This is a genomic window from Rahnella sp. RFA10(1/100), assembly GCF_004195115.1.
GTDB classification, from domain to species: domain Bacteria; phylum Pseudomonadota; class Gammaproteobacteria; order Enterobacterales; family Enterobacteriaceae; genus Rahnella; species Rahnella perminowiae.
This window is the reverse complement of sequence record NZ_SEWR01000001.1, coordinates 316720-332752: the sequence shown is the minus strand read 5'-3', so window position 1 is coordinate 332752 and position 16033 is coordinate 316720. Positions and strand designations below refer to the sequence as shown.

The window sequence follows — 16033 nt, the reverse complement described above, 5'->3', positions numbered from 1 at the left end:
ACAGCCCGCTTTTGAGATTTCATTAATGAGCAGAAACGCTTTTTTACCGGGCGTGACGGGCATTGCACTGCTGTTGCTGGTTGCAGTGCCGGTCACGTTTGTCGCCTTGCAGGCTGTCTTCCCGCATCTGGATACAGGCAGCTTTTCCGCGCCGTTCAGCGCCTTTCCCCCTGTGTTCGAAGAGCCTCAGTTACGTAAATTGTTCGCCACCACGTTAAAGGTCGGACTGGGCGTGGCGATATGCAGCGGTCTGATTGGCATCCCATTGGGTGCCTTACGCGGCCTGTTTGCGCTGCCCGCCGCCGCGCTGTGGGACATTCTGTTTCTGGTGCCCTTCCTGTTGCCGCCCTATATTGCCGCGCTGTCCTGGATGCTGGCGTTACAGACTAACGGTTATGTCCAGCAACTGCTGCCATGGCTACATCTGAATGATTTTTTGTTTTCGCTGCCGGGCATGGTGGTGGTGATGACACTGAATATTTTCCCGGTGGTGTATTTTGCGGTCTCACGCAGCATGGCGGCCAGCGGCAGCCGTCTGGCAGATGTCGCGCGCATTCACGGCGCAGGTCCGTGGCGGGCATTTATACGCATCACACTGCCGATGGCGTTACCGGCGATGGCATCCAGTTTATTGCTGGCGTTTACGCTGTCGATTGAAGAATACGGCGTGCCCGGCGCACTGGGTTCGCGCAGCGGTATTCTGATGCTCACCACAGGTATCGAACAACGCCTCGCCGACTGGCCGGTCGATTTGCCCGGTGCGGCGGTGCTTTCGCTGATGCTGGTGGCGATTGCGCTTTGCGCATACAGCGTGCAGCGTGCGGTACTGGCGGGTAAAAATGTTGAAAGCCTGACCGGCAAACCGGCTGACGTCACACAGAAATCGCTGGCTGGCTGGACTATCCCGGTGCTGATTTTGTTTATGGCGGTGGCACTGATCGCCGTCGCGCTGCCGATTGTCGCCATGCTGATCACCGCGTTTTCCCGTACGTTGTCCGGCGGGCTCTCGTGGCAGAATCTGACCTTAGGACACTTTGGCAATGTGTTTGCTGCACATGGCGATGCCCCTGCCGCACTTTCAACCAGCCTCGGTCTGGCGCTGGGCACTGCACTTATCGCAGGGGCAACCGGATTGATGGCATCGTGGCTGGTGGTGGCACGCAAAATTCGCGGTGCCGCATTGATTGACGGTTTATCGCTGCTGCCGGCGGCACTACCGGGGATTGTGGTCGGTGTGGGTCTGATTCTGGCCTGGAACCAGCGCTTCTGGCCGGTGACACCGTATAACACCTGGGGTATTTTGCTGCTGGCGTACTGCTGCCTGTTGTTGCCTTATCCGGTGCGTTATGTCAGCGCCGCATTAAAGCAGATAGGCGGAAATCTTGATGCCGCCGCGCGCGTGCATGGTGCCACAGCGGCGCAAACATTACGCCTGATCCTGCTGCCGCTGGTGTTTCCGAGTTTACTTGCCTCAATGATGATGGTGTTCGCCGTCGCGTCGCGCGAGCTCGTAACCTCTCTGCTGCTGTCACCGGCGGGCGTGCAAACCGTGTCGGTGTATGTCTGGCGCCAGTTTGAACAGGGTTCTGTCGGTGATGGTATGGCCATGGCGTCAGTGGCAGCGTTTCTGAGCCTGACGCTGATGTTAATTGCAGTCAGGCTACAACAACGAACCGCAAGTTAGTTTTCCCGCTGCGGTTCGGAGTGCGGGCGGTCGCCTGAAGGGATCAGTAAACCGGCTGCAACTGCCAGCACCGAAATCACCGCAGACACGACAAAGACCCAGTGCAGCGACGCCGCCACGCTGTCCGTAAGCATATTCAGCTGACTGCTTTCGAGCGTACCGCGCGTCGCTTTATCCATCAGTTGCTGTACGGGATCACTCACCTGTGGCAGACGATACTGAAGATTGAGATTGAGTGTCGCACCGAGCAATGCGGTACCCATGGCTGAACCGAGCATGCGGGTAAAAAGTGTCGAGGCGGTAGCAATACCCCGTATGGCAGGCTCCACGCTGTTTTGCACTGACACAATAAACGTGGTGTTGCACAGCCCCATGCCAGCGCCAATCGAAAAAGCGGCAAGACGCGCCATCCACAAACCGGACGATGGGGAGAGCACTAACAGCGCAAGACTGCCGCCTGCCAGCAATAATCCGCCTGTGACCGCCGTCATGCGATATGAGGTTGCCTGCATCAGACGACTGCTGAACATGCTCGCCAGCGGCCAGCCAATCGACATCAGAGCCAGCGTGGTGCCGGCCTGTAACGGTGTACCGCCAAGCACGCCCTGCACATAGGTGGGTAGAAATGCGCTGATACCCATCATGGTGGCACCAATGATCACCCCGCCGACGTTTCCGGCAATAATGACTTTATTTTGCCACAGTGCCAGCGGGAACAGGGGCTCCGGTGTTTTACGCTCCTGACGGACCAGCAACCAGGCGCTGCAAACTGACAAGGCCACCAGCGCCAGCGCCAGATATCCCAGTTCCTCTGCCTGCAACAGCGCCAGCAGTAAGGCTGCGACAGACAGTGTCAGATAGCCGGTACCGGCAAGATCTAACGTGTGCGGTTTACGCTGACCGTCCGGCGGCAGGTATTTCACCAGAATCATCATCGCCACCAGACCGATGGGCACATTCACCCAAAACACCACTGCCCACGGAAAATGAGAAACGATGAATGCCCCCATCAGCGGGCCGACAATCGCCGAGACGCCCCAGACGCTGGACAAATATCCCTGTGCTTTTGCCCTTTCCTGCGGACCATACACATTGGCAATCAATGTAGTGGCAACCGGCGTGATGGCTCCGGCCCCCAGCCCCTGTAAAGCACGAAAACCAATCATCCAGCCAAGCGAAGGCGCAAACCCGCATAAAACGGAACCGAGCAAAAACAGCGTGGTGCCGATAAAGAACATTTTGCGACAGCCGTATAAATCTGCCAGACGCCCGTAAACCGGCACGGTGATGGCCTGTGTCAGCAGATAGACCGCAAACACCCAGCCGAGCAGCGAGAATCCCCCCAGATCGCCAATGATAGTTGGCATGGCCGTCGCGACAATAGTGACTTCTACCGCAGCCATAAACATCGATAACATGCAGGCAGTGAGGATGAGCGGACGATGAGAGGATTTAACCGCAGCTGTTTTGACTTCCGAATGATTGACGGCCATGTTCTCTGTTTTCTTAGCATTGCTTTGATGAGTGCACTCAGGCAGATACACTTAATTATAGACAAAAAAAAGCGCTGAGTTTGCACACAGCGCCCGTTAATTACAGACTAGTAGTGACAACGTCACTATCAGGCCTGAGACATCATCTTCAGATCAAAACTGGACAGATTAATAAACCGGGTTAAATCGCGGCTTTCAGCTCGGGGTAAATACGGAATTTCCCCCAGCAGCGGCGCTGTAATATTGGCGCTGATCGCGTCAATCGTTTCCTGGTAGTGAGCCAGACACGGGTTAATGCGGTTCGCCACCCAGCCGAGCAACGGTAAACCATCCGCAATAATTGCCTGTGCGGTTAATAATGCGTGGCTGACACACCCCTCCTGAATACCCACCACTAATACTACCGGCATATTTTGCAGACGTACCCAGTCAGAATATAAAAGTTGCGGCGTGATCAACGTTCTCCACCCGTCGCATCCTTCAACCACTACAGAATCTGCCTCTTCACGCATGAAATTAAGACCATGAGTCATTATTTCAAAAACATTTTCGGGGATCTGGCTGGCATAAATGTCTTCGTCAGTTAAGGCCAGCGGGGTTATTTTATTAAAAGGATAAGAAATAGAAGATGACTGCTGAAGAGTTACCGCATCTTTATTTCGAACCCCGTCGGCCAGCTCCTGGCTGCCTGTTGCAATAGGTTTATAGCCTAAAACGCAGCGATCCTGCGCGGCTAAGGCCTGAAGCAAGGCACGTGTGACAATGGTTTTACCTACACGAGCGTCTGTCCCCGTGACGAAAAAGTGCGTTAACATGGAATTCAGGCTCCGGGATCTCTCCGTCTTATTGAAAGATAGTCTCCGGTAAGAAAACACCGCCAGAGACAAAGTAACGACAGAAAGTCTAGGCGATGCGCGATCAGAGCAGTTTGCGTTAGCGCAATGTTTTGTTGACTGTACGTGCGGTTAATGTGCAGGTCTTATATGTTTTTTATTTAAAAACAGACATAAAAGATCTATCCAGATTAATAAAATGACAACAAGGCAGTAAAAGAAAATCCCGTTGAGCAGGTTAATGTCAGTGATCCGGACGAACAAATGCAGCCAACGCAGCGGTAATTTGAACGCTGAAGGATATTAACCTTGCAGTAATTTAATTAACAGGGAACCGCTATATAACGCGTCTTTGACTAATGCCGCGCCGGGCATCGTGCCCTGATTATAAAATTGTGTCGATTCAAGTTTGATATTTTCGCTATAAGCGGGAAGTGATTGCTGTTGAATACAGGACATTATCGCGGGATGAAGAATATCCTGAGACAAATTAAGCGGTGAGCCGATCAGTACTTTCTCGGGATTAAACAGATTGACCATGATCGCCAGAATACGTCCGACACTCTGTCCGACGCTGATAATCACGTCGCGCGCCAGCTGATCGCCCCGGTTTGCTGCATCACACACGGCTTCGATGGTCAGCGATACGCCATGCAATAAGCTGGCCGGAACGGGTACCGTTAAACGCTGACGGACGAGATCAAGAATGCTGTCAGTGCTGGCTACGGTTTCAAGGCAACCGTGATTACCGCAATAACAGCGCTTGCCGTAAGGATCCACCTGCGTATGGCCGATTTCCGCCACACTGCTGCTGCCTGCGTGCAGCACGCGCCCGCCGGTGATCACTCCCGCCCCGACGTTATGATCGATGACCACCTGCACCATATTTTTACAGCCACGCGAGGCACCATATAACGACTCGGCCAGCGTCCAGGCACCGATATCGTGCTGTACATAGACCGGCAAACCGGTGTGTTCCGACAGCGTGTCACCCAGCGGCATATCGAACACATCATGATAAAACGGCATACGGTGCACAATGCCACGACGCGCGTCAATCATGCCCGGTAAGGTAATGGCGATAGCAGTAAGGCGTTCGAGCTTGCGCTGATGGCGGATAAAAAACTGGTCAATTTCAGAAATAATACGTTTAAGCAGCGGTTGTGACGCCTGTTCCGGCAGTGGAAGGACCTCTTCCACCACCAGTTTACTGCTGAGATCACGTAAACCGAGTGTGATTGAACCCAGGCTGATACGTGCCGAAAGATAATGCCAGGCCTGAGTGTCGAGCGCTAAACCAATGGCCGGACGCCCGCGGCTGCCGGGATCCTGAAATTCAGTTTCCAGTACCAGATGCGCCTGTAATAACTCACGGACAATCTTGGTGATACTGGCGGGAGCCAGTTGTGCCTTTTTCGACAATTCAATACGCGAAATAGGACCAAACAGATCTATCAGGCGGTACACAGCACCGACATTGGTTTGTTTTATCTGATCGATATGTCCTGGTTGCCCGTCGGGGATCACTCAAGAAACTCCTGTTATTTTCGCGCTTCAAAATAAAGATTAGGGCTATGTTGGGGTTTTTGTCATATGTCGTCAACTATTTGATTCGTTATGTGATTCGGTGCACAAATTGCGGTAAAAGACGCTCGGAATTGACTGGAAATACAGCATCTTCTGACTTCAGCTTCTTATTCTTCACGTAACAACAATTCCATAAATGCACGGGTTGCGGCGGTCACCGGACGCCGCGCGTGATTCACCAGCCAGAGTTCTGTCGTGCCCTGCCGGTGACCAAATCGCAAATAACGCACGCCTTCAACCTGAATACGCAGATAAGAAGCAGGCAGAATCGATACGCCCAGCCCTGCGGCTACCAGCCCGATGATGGTCAGCGGTTCCCCTACTTCCTGCGTAATATAGGGGGTAATTCCCTGTGCCTTGAGCTGACCGAGAATGTCATCGTAAAGCGACGTGCCGACATCTTTGGAGAAGAACACAAACGGCTGATCGGCAAGGTGTTGAAAAGTCAGTTCACCCTCTTTAAGCGCATTCAGCGGATGATCGCTGTGCACCACGGCAATCAGCGGTTCGGACAGCACCAGATGATGTTCCAGCTCTTCCGGCAACCCGCCATTGCGCATAATGCCCAAATCCAGTTTTCCCTCCAGCAAAGGTTCGATCTGCTGTTTGCTGTTGAGTTGTTCGATGCGGATATTGACGTCCGGATAGGACAAACGAAAACGGTGTAAGGTGCGTGAAACACGGCGTAAAAAAGGTGCCGAAGAGGTCAGCCCGAGCGTCAGATTGCCTGACTCACCGCGATGAATGCGGGCTGCCTGAGCGGAGGCCTCACCGACCCGCTGCAAAATCTGCCGGGCTTCCAGCAAAAATGCCTGTCCCGCCTGCGTCAGTCTTACAGTGCGGTTGTTACGATAAAACAGCGTGGCGCCAAGATGGGTTTCCAGCGCCTGGATTTGCTGACTCAGCGGCGGCTGGGAAATGTGCAGACGTTCCGCTGCACGGCCGAAATGCAGTTCGTCCGCAACGGCGATGAAATAACGCAAATGACGCAGTTCGATATGATTCATGATGTGGATTAACCCAGCCCAATTGATATTTTAAACATATCATTTTTGACTGATTAATATATTAGACAATAACCGCTGCAGCGTTAAAATTCTTATACATTTTAAAATTAAGTTTTACCGCACTCCGCATTAAGGACTTACCGTGAAAACCTCCCGGCGGATTTCTGCCGCACCAGCCAGTCATTCAGTCAACGACGACGAGTTAAATCCTGAAACTCCCGCCGCGCGCTCCGGACTTAAAACGCCCTTTATCAAACGTGGGACACCGGAGTTTATCCGCGTCACGCTGGCCCTGTTTTCAGCAGGGCTGGCGACGTTTGCCCTGCTGTATTGTGTTCAGCCGATCCTGCCGGTGTTGTCGCATGATTTCGGGGTTTCACCGGCCACCAGTAGCCTGTCGTTGTCGTTATCTACCGGTCTGATGGCCATTGGCCTGTTGTTCACCGGGCCTGTTTCTGACGCAGTCGGGCGCAAGTCAGTGATGGTGGTAGCGTTATTTCTCGCTGCGGGTTGCACGCTGGTCTGTTCCTTTATGCAAAGCTGGGACGGCATTCTCATCATGCGTGCGCTGATTGGCTTATCGCTGAGCGGCGTGGCAGCCGTCGCCATGACCTATCTCAGCGAGGAAATCCACCCAAGCGTGGTCGCCTTCTCGATGGGTTTATACATTAGCGGAAATTCCATTGGGGGCATGAGCGGACGTTTAGTCAGTGGTGTGCTGACGGATTTCTTCTCCTGGCGTATCGCCGTTGCATTCGTGGGCTGCTTCGCCCTCGCGGCGGCAATTATGTTCTGGCGCATTCTGCCTGCATCAAAACATTTCCGGGCAAGCTCGCTGAAACCGCGCAAGATGCTGATTAACTTCAAACTGCACTGGCGCGACAGCGGTCTGCCGCTACTTTTCGCCGAAGGTTTCCTGCTGATGGGCAGTTTCGTGACCCTGTTTAACTACATCGGTTACCGTCTGCTTTCATCGCCCTACCATCTGAGCCAGGCGATAGTCGGGATTTTATCTGTCGTTTACCTGATGGGCACCTACAGCTCGCCGAAAGCCGGTGCGCTGACCGGCGTTTATGGCCGCGGCCCTGTGCTGATCGGCGCAACGTCGCTGATGCTGCTGGGCATTTTAATCACCGCTTTTTCACCGGTCTGGCTGATTTTCGTCGGCATGATCCTGGTCACCGGCGGATTTTTCGCCGCCCATTCCGTTGCCAGTGGCTGGATCGGCAGACGTGCCCGTCGTGCAAAAGGTCAGGCATCGTCTTTATATCTGTTCAGCTACTATGCGGGTTCCAGTGTCGCCGGAACGTTAGGCGGATTCTTCTGGCACTCCTTTGGCTGGTACGGGATCACCGGATTCATCAGTTTGATGCTGATTGCCGGTGTCGGCGTCGGGTTTAAGCTGATGCGCTTACCTGAGGCAAAAGCGGTTTAACTTATCGCGCCTCCCCCTGCGATGAACTTCAGGGGTTCAGTTCATCGAAGGGGGAGGAGCCGACCGGGATTCACTTATTCCCGCGCGAGAAATTTACTGCTTTTCACTCTCCCATTTTCCTCATCCGCTTCTGACTATCCGCCTCAAACAACTGCATCCGCGCGGTATCTATCTGTACCCATACCCGGTCTCCGGGCGCGGCGGCCGATCTGACCATGCTGTAAACACTCAGCTTTTCAGTGCCAAATTTGCCGTGAATAAGTTCACTCAGGCCGGTAGGTTCAATTAGCGTGATATCCAGTGGCACCGCGTCTGGCGCGCCCTCTTCGCACAGCACAATGGCTTCGGGGCGGACGCCATAAATCACCTCTGTACCACTTTGCAGATTCTTGATTAAAGGATCTACCGGCAGCGTCAGTTGCCCATTAATCCGCAATTGCGGCGCAGAATCCCCCAGTTCCAGCGTACCGTTGATGAAATTCATAGACGGCGAACCGATAAAGCTGGCGACGAATTTATTGGCCGGCGTGTCGTACAGTTCAAGCGGCGTGCCGACCTGCTGGATCAGGCCGTGGTTGAGTACGACGATGCGGTCAGCGAGGGTCATGGCTTCCACCTGATCGTGCGTCACATAAACGATGGTGTTCTTCATACGCTGATGCAGGCTTTTGATTTCAATCCGCATCTGCCCCCGTAATTGCGCATCCAGGTTAGAAAGCGGTTCATCGAACAAAAACACCTGGGGCTCGCGTACGATCGCCCTGCCCATTGCCACACGCTGACGCTGTCCGCCGGATAACTCTTTCGGACGGCGATGCAGCAACGCGGTCAGCCCGAGAATATCGGCGGCTTTATTCACCGCCGCCTCAATCTCCGCTTTCGGCCGCTTTTGGACTTCGAGGCTAAATCCCATGTTACGTGCCACGGTCATGTGCGGATACAGTGCATAACTCTGGAATACCATTGAGATATCACGGTCTTTCGGAGCCACCTGATTCATCAGACGTGAACCGATATGAATATCCCCCGCCGTCGCCAGTTCAAGCCCGGCGATCGTGCGCAGCAGGGTCGATTTACCGCACCCGGACGGCCCGACCAGCACCACAAACTCGCCATCTTTAATGGTCAGGTTAATGTGTCGCAATACTTCGACATTTTCGTAACGTTTTTGAAGATCGGAAATCGTAATCTGAGCCATAGAATTATCCTTTTACCGCACCGGCAGTCAGCCCCTGAACCAGGTAACGCTGAATGAACGCAAAGAACAGACAGGCAGGAATGAGCGCCAGCACAGCCGCTGCCATCATGTCGCCCCATGAAACCGCGAATTTCGACACAAAACTGAGTAAGCCAACCGGGAAAGTCATCACGTCGTTTTTGTTGATGAGCATCAGCGAGAACAACAATTCGCTCCACGCGGCGGTAAACACAAAACCTAAGGTTGCCGCCATCCCCGGCAGAGTCAGCGGGATAATGACTTTGCGCAGTGCCATAAATCGGCTGCACCCTTCAAGCATCGCGGACTCTTCCAGATCCTTCGGAATACTGTCAAAAAACGACTGCATCAGGAACGTGGCAAAAGGGACGTTAAAAGCGGTGTAAATCAGAATCAGCCCGGTCAGGCTATTGGTCAGCCCGAGCGGTGCCATCACTTTGTAAATTGGCGCGAGGATCATCACCAGCGGGAACATCTGGGTAAACAGCAGCAGCGCGGCCATCACCGTTTTGCCGCGAAAACTGAAGCGGGAAAACGCGAAACCCGCACCGGCAGCAATGATTGTGGTCAGAAATGCCGTGCCGAATGACACAATCAGACTGTTGAAGAAATACAGCGGAAACTGGCTTTCAGTAAACACACGCTGAAAATGGACCAGCGTCATCTCGCCCGGCCACATCCGCACACCTTCACTGTAGAGCAGTTTATCCGGCGTGATGGAGATTTTGATCAGCCAGTAAATCGGGAACAGCGCGAACACCAGATAGAACACAATCCCCAGCCGATGCCCGCCCTTGCGAAGCCAGGCGTTAATTGACAATGCACTCATATGAGCCCCTTATTTCAGCAACTGATGGCGGATGCGCAGTAAAACCAGCGCATAAAATGTCATCAGCACCAGCAGGAACACCGCCATCGCAGACGCATAACCAAAGTCGAGTTTGCGGTATGCAGTGGTGAAGATGAAACTCGACAGAATCGAGGTGGAATTTGCCGGCCCGCCGTCGGTCATCACCACAATCAGATCAGCAAAATTTGCGATCCAGATGGTGCGCAGCATGACCGTGATGGCAATCATCGGTGCCAGAAACGGCAGCGTGACTTTGCAAAACTGCTGCCAGCCGCTCGCCCCGTCCATCGACGCCGCTTCGTACAAATCTTTCGGAATCGATTGCAACGCCGCCAGCAGGGTAATGGCGAAGAACGGAATGCCGAACCAGACGTTCGCCACTACCGGGCCGTACAGCGCCAGTTGCGGATCAGACAAAATATTGTACGGTTCGGAAATGATATGCAGATCAGCCAGCCAGTAAGGCAGCACGCCAATTACCGGATTGAGCAACCATGCCCAGGTCAGGCCGGAGAGAAACGCCGGAACCGCCCACGGCAGAAACACCAGCGCCTGCACCCAGCGGCGGCCGGGGAATTCGCGGTTGAGCAATAAAGCTAAGCCCAGCCCCAGCGCGAACTGCAACACCAGTGAAGTCAGTGTCCAGTTGAAGGTATGGCGCAGTGCGGCATAAAAATGCCGGTCATCAAACATGGTACGAAAATTATCCAGCCCCACCCAACCGGTATCGAACGGGTTCAGCAACTGTATGTTCTGAAAAGCATAGGAAATGCCGATAGCCATCGGAACAAAGATAAACAGGCCAATCAGCACCAGCGTCGGGCTGAGATAAACCCAGGGTTCCAGCAGCGCCCGCAAACGTGGGAAGCGCGGCGCGGCAGCGGTGTCTGGCGGTGAAACTTCCAACATCATGACGCGTCTCCGTTGAGAGGAATGGGGAACTCCGGCAGCAGATCCGTGCCGGAGTCATCCGGTTTACTTTTGCGCAGCCAGCCAGGCTTTCTGTTCTTTGGTCAGGTATTTCGCCCAATCTTTCACCATGCTTTCGGTGTCGTTCTGGCCGAGCAGCGTTTCCTGCGAACTGTCTTTCACAATCACCGAGTTAAAATAGCCCCAGCCTTTGAGGTGCGTCGGCATGGTCAGCGGGATGTAATCCGGGCTGTTCAGCTCGGCAAACCAGCCTGCAAACTGTGGCGCGTGGTAATATGCATCCTGCTCTGCACCCTTATAAATCGGTAAGGTGCCGACGAATTTCGACCAGGTCAGGTTGTTTTCTTTATTACTCAGGAAGGAAATCAGATCCCAGCTTTGATCCTGATGTTTGCCCTGTTTGAACATCGACCAGCCGGTATAACCGATAGTCGGGTAGGCTTTACCGTTCGGCCCGAGCGGCATCGGCGCAACGGAGAAATCGTCCGGGTTCATGCTGTTCTTGATGGCGATCAGCGCGTCCGGATCCTGATCCAGCATGGCGCATTTACCGGAGTAGAAACCGGAAACGATTTCGTTAAAGCCCCAGTTAACACTGTCTTTGGGTGCATAACCTTTCTGGTACATGTCCACCAGGAACTGCGCGCCTTTGACCGCACCCGGTTTGGTCAGCGTGCTGTTGCCCTCTTTATCGAAAAAGTCCGGCGAGCCGTTCATTGCCGCCATAAACATCATCCAGGCATTCGTGCCGCCGACGCCACCGCGCATGCAATAGCCGCTGATCCCGTTGCCCAGTGCGCTGATTTTCATCGCATCTGCCATAAACTCATCCATGGTTTTCGGCGCATCAGTCAGGCCCGCCTGCTGAAAGAGTTTTTTATTCCAGAACATCGCCCGCAGATAAAAACCGTACGGGATCATCGTTGCGGTGCCACCGGAAGAACGCGCCATGGTCAGCGTTTTGTCGGTCAGATCTGCCGTGCCTGTCCAGCCTTTCAGCCGGGGTTCGAGATCAGCCAGCATACCGTTACTGGCATACAGCCCCTGCCAGGTGTCCGGCATTTCCACCACATCCGGGTACTGCCCGCTCTGAATCATGGTGCCAAGCTTTTCAAACGCCTGCCCCCACGGCAGCGACACGACCTCGATCTCGACATCAGGATGCTGTGTTTTGTAAGCGGTTAACATCTTTTGCAGCATTTCGGTACGTGCCGGGCTGGTGATCACTTCCACCAGCGTCAGCTTAGTGGCGGCAAAACTGGCGCAGGAAAACAGGCTGAGCACATGACGTTTCGGGTGTCGCATAATCTTGATTCTCCACGGTGAAAAAAGTCGGAACACAGGAACGGTATTTTCAAAAAATGGCTTCAGGAACAAGCACTTTCGATGGCATTTTTCAAGTCACGCCATAAATCTTCAGTATCTTCCAGCCCGATTGAAATGCGGATCACACGGGGTGAGACGCCAAAATCTCTTGCCGAGTTGAATTCACCCGCCTGATTCAGCACCGAAATGGCCGGCATCACCAGGCTTTCAAAACCGCCCCAACTGACGCCCATACGGAATAAGGTCAGCGCATTGCAGAACCTTGGAATGTCGATATCTTCGCTGAGCTCAAAGGAGAACAGGCCGCTGTAGCCGGTCAGCGTGGAAGTCGGCAACGGGTCAAGCCCCGGATGATTCACCTGCGTGATACGCGAATAGCCCTGCAGGCGGCGCGCCAGTTCCAGCGCGCTTTCGTGATGCTGGCGCATACGCAGCGGCAGCGTGCGTAAGCCACGCAGCAACAGCCAGGCTTCATTCGCGGAGAGTTTGCCGCCTAAAAACGGGCTGATATAACGACTGATGGCAGTGATGTGTTCTGTACTTGAAATCACCAGTCCGGCAACGACGTCGCTGTGTCCGCTGATGTATTTCGACGCAGAATGAATAACCAGATCGATGCCTGCCGCCAGCGGCTTCTGGAAAACCGGTGACGCCCAGCTGTTATCGATCATCGTTATTACGCCGTATTTTTTGGCCAGCGCGGCAATGGCTGGCAGATTTTGCTCGCCCATCACCCAGCTGTTCGGGCTTTCGAGATATAACAGTTTCGCCCCCTGAATCGCCGCTTCGAGTGCGGCCAGAGAACCTCCATCGACAAACTGTGATTCAATCTGGAAACGGGTGCAGAAACCGCGCAGAAAACGGTAGGTGTCTGGATAAACGTGATTCACACAGACGACTTTATCGCCGGGATCGGCCACGCTGAGAATGGCATTACTGATCGCCGCCATGCCGCTGCCGAACGCCAGACAGGCTTCGCCGCCTTCAAGCTGCGCCACCTTCTTCTGTAATTCGATCACGGTCGGGTTGTCGACGCGGGAATATAATGCGTGGTCGCTGTCACCACGAAAACGGGCAATCATGCTGTCATAATCGGTGAAACTAAATAACGACGACTGATAGATAGGGGGTGAAATCGCCCCGCGATCGTGGCGGCCGTCATGCACTAAATGCGTGTTTTCACTTAACTCAACCGGCTGGCTCTTATCATCTTGCTGCATTGATCACTTCCTTCATGTCACGTTCGGTTATGTTCAGAATGTCGTTGCTCAGCCTGCGCGCGTTTTCCGGTTCGCGGCGCGCAATGGCTTCATATAACAGGCGGTGCAGCGGAAAAGAGTCGCTGAAAAGCGCCTGTTCCGGTGGCGATTCGAAAAAGGCATGCAGCAGGTCGTAAATGCCGCCGACCATTTGCAGCAGCAGCGGATTATGCGCGGCGCTGTAGATCGCCGCGTGAAACTGCCAGTCTTCTGCCCCTGCGGAACCGATGCTCAGATGTACTTTTTCCATCACAACCAGTTTCTGTTCGATGAACAGCAAATCGCTTTCCGTCGCACGTACTGCCGCCATTGCCGAAGCCTCACATTCGATGATCCGGCGCACTTCCAGCGCATGCAGCATGGTGGCGGAATCATTTTTAAAGCGCAGGGACAGAAAGCTGTCGTTAGCAGTAATTTCAGACTGCAAAAAGGTGCCACTGCCTTTTTTACGCACGATAATTCCCAGTGCCTCCCAGCGTTTGAGCGCCTCACGCACGGTGTTGCGGCTCACCGCCAGACCTTCAGCCAGCACACGCTCAGGAGGCAGTTTCTCGCCGATACGGGTGCCGGACTGCGCCACATAACGCGTCAGCGCATCCAGTACCAGGGTGTCGCTTTGTTGTGGCGCGATCGGATGCAATAAATTTATTTCGCCGCTCATTGGCTTCTCCGCACATTGTTTTCAACGGACACCGGTCCAAATTGGCCCAACAACTCAACCTGTGGACCACATTGCAATTTGTCTGCCAGTTTGCAGAGCCGCCGTTAAGTAATTGATTAAAATGGAATATGAATAAATAACGTTCCAGGCGGGAAGATGGCGGGCAGATCGCGGTGGTGCAAAAAAAGCCGGATATGTTGTACCGCTGTGCAGGTAATGTTCAGTGATGTAGCACGGGATGGATTGACGCGCAGGAGTGCAAATGATAACTGTTATCATATGAATTTATTCAGTCAGGCAGGTGGTTATGACACCGGATACAAAGTCTTCAGCAGCATCATGCTGCATTGTCGGGGGCGGTCCCGCAGGTTTAATGCTGGGATATCTTCTGGCGCGTAAAGGTATTGACGTCACTGTGCTGGAAAAACACCGTGACTTTTTGCGCGATTTTCGCGGCGACACCATTCACCCTTCGACGCTGGACATCATCTGGCAACTGGGTTTCCTCGACGAATTCCTCGCCCTGCCACACCAGCGCGCTGAAAAGCTATATGGTGAAATCGACGGCCAGGAAACCACGCTGGCGGACTTCAGCCATCTGCCAACGCAGTGTAAATTTATCGCTTTTATGCCGCAGTGGGATTTCCTTAACTTTATCGCCGGTAAGGCAGCACAACTGCCCAATTTCAGGCTGATCCATAATGCACAGGTGCTGTCGTTGCAGGAGGATAAAGGGCAGGTATCCGGTGTTATTGCTGAAGTGGACGGAGAAACGCAGCACTTTGATGCCGGTCTGGTGATCGGTTGCGATGGCCGTAATTCCATCGTGCGGGAACAGGCCGGGATGGAAGTCCGCCGTTATGGCACGCCGCGTGACGTGTTATGGCTGAAAATTCACAAACGACCGGACGATCCGCAGTGGTCAATGGGCCACCGCGGCCCGAAGAAAAACTTCATCATGATTGACCGGGGAGATTACTGGCAGTGTGGGTATTCGATTCCCAAAGGCAGTCTGGATTCGCTCAAAGCGCAGGGCATCGCGCCCTTTCTCGACCTGCTGACCGAAGTATCTCCCTTCGAACGCCCGCGTCTTCAGGAAGATATCCTCAGCTGGGAAGACGTACGCCTGCTGGTGATCCGCATTGACCGTCTGAAAGAGTGGGCAAAACCGGGGCTGCTGTGCATCGGCGACGCAGCGCATGCGATGTCACCCATCGGCGGTGTTGGCGTGAATCTGGCCATTCAGGATGCCGTGGCGACGGCGAATATCATCACTGAACCGCTCAAGGCCGGACGCCTGACGCTGCGGCATTTAAAACGCATTCAGCGCCGTCGCATGTTCCCGACCTGGGCGACGCAGGCGTTACAGATTATGATCAGTAAGGCCGGACAGAAACAAAGGAAGCGTGCCCCTTCACGGCTGGAAATCTGGCTACGGGGAAGGAAATTTATACCATTTCTGTTTGGACGCCTCATCGGCGTGGGATTTTATCGGGAAATCCCGAAGCTTTGATTTTGGGTTTGCCACCCGAACCGTCTTTAGGTCAACACCTTGGGTTGCCACCCAAACTGGCCTTAAGGTCAAGGTCGTGGGCGTCGGCCCACGGTTTTGAACTTGAAGTTTGTTTTAAACGCCCCCCCGTGATTCCCCGTTAAGCATCACAAATTTAAATATTCCCCGCTTTTTCATCACCCATAATTGATAAGCGTCATTACGCCCGGTGAGCTATTTCGGCAAAGTGCCCGCCTTTC

The 16033-nt window shown here is 53.8% G+C and carries 13 protein-coding genes; 3 read left to right on the top strand and 10 right to left on the bottom strand.

Annotated elements, in window-relative coordinates; all coding sequences use genetic code 11:
- The first annotated feature begins 25 nt into the window (after nt 1-25).
- Nucleotides 26-1684, top strand: coding sequence for an iron ABC transporter permease (locus tag ETV65_RS01400; RefSeq protein ID WP_129951224.1), 1659 nt, complete (start codon nt 26-28; stop codon nt 1682-1684).
- Here ETV65_RS01400 and ETV65_RS01395 read toward each other — a convergent pair.
- The 4 genes from ETV65_RS01395 to ETV65_RS01380 form a co-directional block, all read right to left on the bottom strand.
- Nucleotides 1681-3177, bottom strand: a complete 1497-nt coding sequence (locus tag ETV65_RS01395; protein ID WP_129951223.1) for an MDR family MFS transporter — start codon at nt 3175-3177, stop codon at nt 1681-1683. The two genes, ETV65_RS01400 and ETV65_RS01395, sit on opposite strands and share 4 nt — an antisense overlap.
- Nucleotides 3178-3305: 128 nt before the next feature.
- Nucleotides 3306-3992: a dethiobiotin synthase gene (gene bioD / locus ETV65_RS01390; RefSeq protein ID WP_129951222.1), complete on the bottom strand. Its 687-nt coding sequence runs from the start codon at nt 3990-3992 to the stop codon at nt 3306-3308.
- Nucleotides 3993-4313: 321 nt separating this feature from the next.
- Entirely contained in the window at nt 4314-5537 is a 1224-nt protein-coding gene (locus tag ETV65_RS01385; RefSeq protein ID WP_129951221.1) for an ROK family protein, read from the bottom strand.
- A 167-nt stretch (nt 5538-5704) separates the two neighbouring features.
- A complete protein-coding gene (locus tag ETV65_RS01380; protein ID WP_129951220.1) occupies nt 5705-6604 on the bottom strand; it encodes a LysR substrate-binding domain-containing protein in 900 nt (299 codons plus the stop codon).
- Between the two features lie 142 nt (nt 6605-6746).
- Between ETV65_RS01380 and ETV65_RS01375 the strand changes: the two genes are divergently transcribed.
- A complete protein-coding gene (locus ETV65_RS01375; protein ID WP_129951219.1) occupies nt 6747-8039 on the top strand; it encodes an MFS transporter in 1293 nt (430 codons plus the stop codon).
- A 103-nt stretch (nt 8040-8142) separates the two neighbouring features.
- Here ETV65_RS01375 and ugpC read toward each other — a convergent pair whose 3' ends face one another.
- The 6 genes from ugpC to ETV65_RS01345 all read right to left on the bottom strand — a co-directional run bounded on the left by ugpC (nt 8143) and on the right by ETV65_RS01345 (nt 14281).
- Entirely contained in the window at nt 8143-9237 is a 1095-nt protein-coding gene (gene ugpC, locus ETV65_RS01370; RefSeq protein ID WP_129951218.1) for a sn-glycerol-3-phosphate ABC transporter ATP-binding protein UgpC, read from the bottom strand.
- A gap of 4 nt (nt 9238-9241) precedes the next feature.
- Nucleotides 9242-10084, bottom strand: a complete 843-nt coding sequence (locus ETV65_RS01365; protein WP_129951217.1) for a carbohydrate ABC transporter permease — start codon at nt 10082-10084, stop codon at nt 9242-9244.
- Between the two features lie 9 nt (nt 10085-10093).
- A complete protein-coding gene (locus ETV65_RS01360) occupies nt 10094-11017 on the bottom strand; it encodes a sugar ABC transporter permease (protein WP_129951216.1) in 924 nt (307 codons plus the stop codon).
- Nucleotides 11018-11080: 63 nt separating this feature from the next.
- The gene (locus ETV65_RS01355) at nt 11081-12340 is read right to left on the bottom strand and encodes a sugar ABC transporter substrate-binding protein (protein WP_129951215.1); all 1260 of its coding nucleotides are present in this window, start codon (nt 12338-12340) and stop codon (nt 11081-11083) included.
- A 62-nt stretch (nt 12341-12402) separates the two neighbouring features.
- Entirely contained in the window at nt 12403-13581 is a 1179-nt protein-coding gene (locus tag ETV65_RS01350) for an aminotransferase class I/II-fold pyridoxal phosphate-dependent enzyme (RefSeq protein ID WP_129951214.1), read from the bottom strand.
- A complete protein-coding gene (locus tag ETV65_RS01345) occupies nt 13568-14281 on the bottom strand; it encodes a FadR/GntR family transcriptional regulator (RefSeq protein ID WP_129951213.1) in 714 nt (237 codons plus the stop codon). Before ETV65_RS01345 ends, ETV65_RS01350 begins: the two co-directional genes overlap by 14 nt.
- Nucleotides 14282-14588: 307 nt before the next feature.
- Here ETV65_RS01345 and ETV65_RS01340 point away from each other — a divergent pair, with 307 nt between their 5' ends.
- Nucleotides 14589-15794, top strand: a complete 1206-nt coding sequence (locus ETV65_RS01340) for an FAD-dependent oxidoreductase (RefSeq protein ID WP_129951212.1) — start codon at nt 14589-14591, stop codon at nt 15792-15794.
- Nucleotides 15795-16033: the final 239 nt, after the last annotated feature.

Excerpts from the sequence above, each read along its gene's own strand:
- ETV65_RS01400 (WP_129951224.1), top strand. The coding sequence starts at position 26 with ATGAGCAGAAACGCTTTTTTACCGGGCGTGACGGGCATTGCACTGCTG.
- ETV65_RS01395 (WP_129951223.1), bottom strand. The coding sequence starts at position 3,177 with ATGGCCGTCAATCATTCGGAAGTCAAAACAGCTGCGGTTAAATCCTCT.
- bioD (WP_129951222.1), bottom strand. The coding sequence starts at position 3,992 with ATGTTAACGCACTTTTTCGTCACGGGGACAGACGCTCGTGTAGGTAAA.
- ETV65_RS01380 (WP_129951220.1), bottom strand. The coding sequence starts at position 6,604 with ATGAATCATATCGAACTGCGTCATTTGCGTTATTTCATCGCCGTTGCG.
- ugpC (WP_129951218.1), bottom strand. The coding sequence starts at position 9,237 with ATGGCTCAGATTACGATTTCCGATCTTCAAAAACGTTACGAAAATGTC.
- ETV65_RS01365 (WP_129951217.1), bottom strand. The coding sequence starts at position 10,084 with ATGAGTGCATTGTCAATTAACGCCTGGCTTCGCAAGGGCGGGCATCGG.
- ETV65_RS01360 (WP_129951216.1), bottom strand. The coding sequence starts at position 11,017 with ATGATGTTGGAAGTTTCACCGCCAGACACCGCTGCCGCGCCGCGCTTC.
- ETV65_RS01355 (WP_129951215.1), bottom strand. The coding sequence starts at position 12,340 with ATGCGACACCCGAAACGTCATGTGCTCAGCCTGTTTTCCTGCGCCAGT.
- ETV65_RS01350 (WP_129951214.1), bottom strand. The coding sequence starts at position 13,581 with ATGCAGCAAGATGATAAGAGCCAGCCGGTTGAGTTAAGTGAAAACACG.
- ETV65_RS01345 (WP_129951213.1), bottom strand. The coding sequence starts at position 14,281 with ATGAGCGGCGAAATAAATTTATTGCATCCGATCGCGCCACAACAAAGC.
- ETV65_RS01340 (WP_129951212.1), top strand. The coding sequence starts at position 14,589 with ATGACACCGGATACAAAGTCTTCAGCAGCATCATGCTGCATTGTCGGG.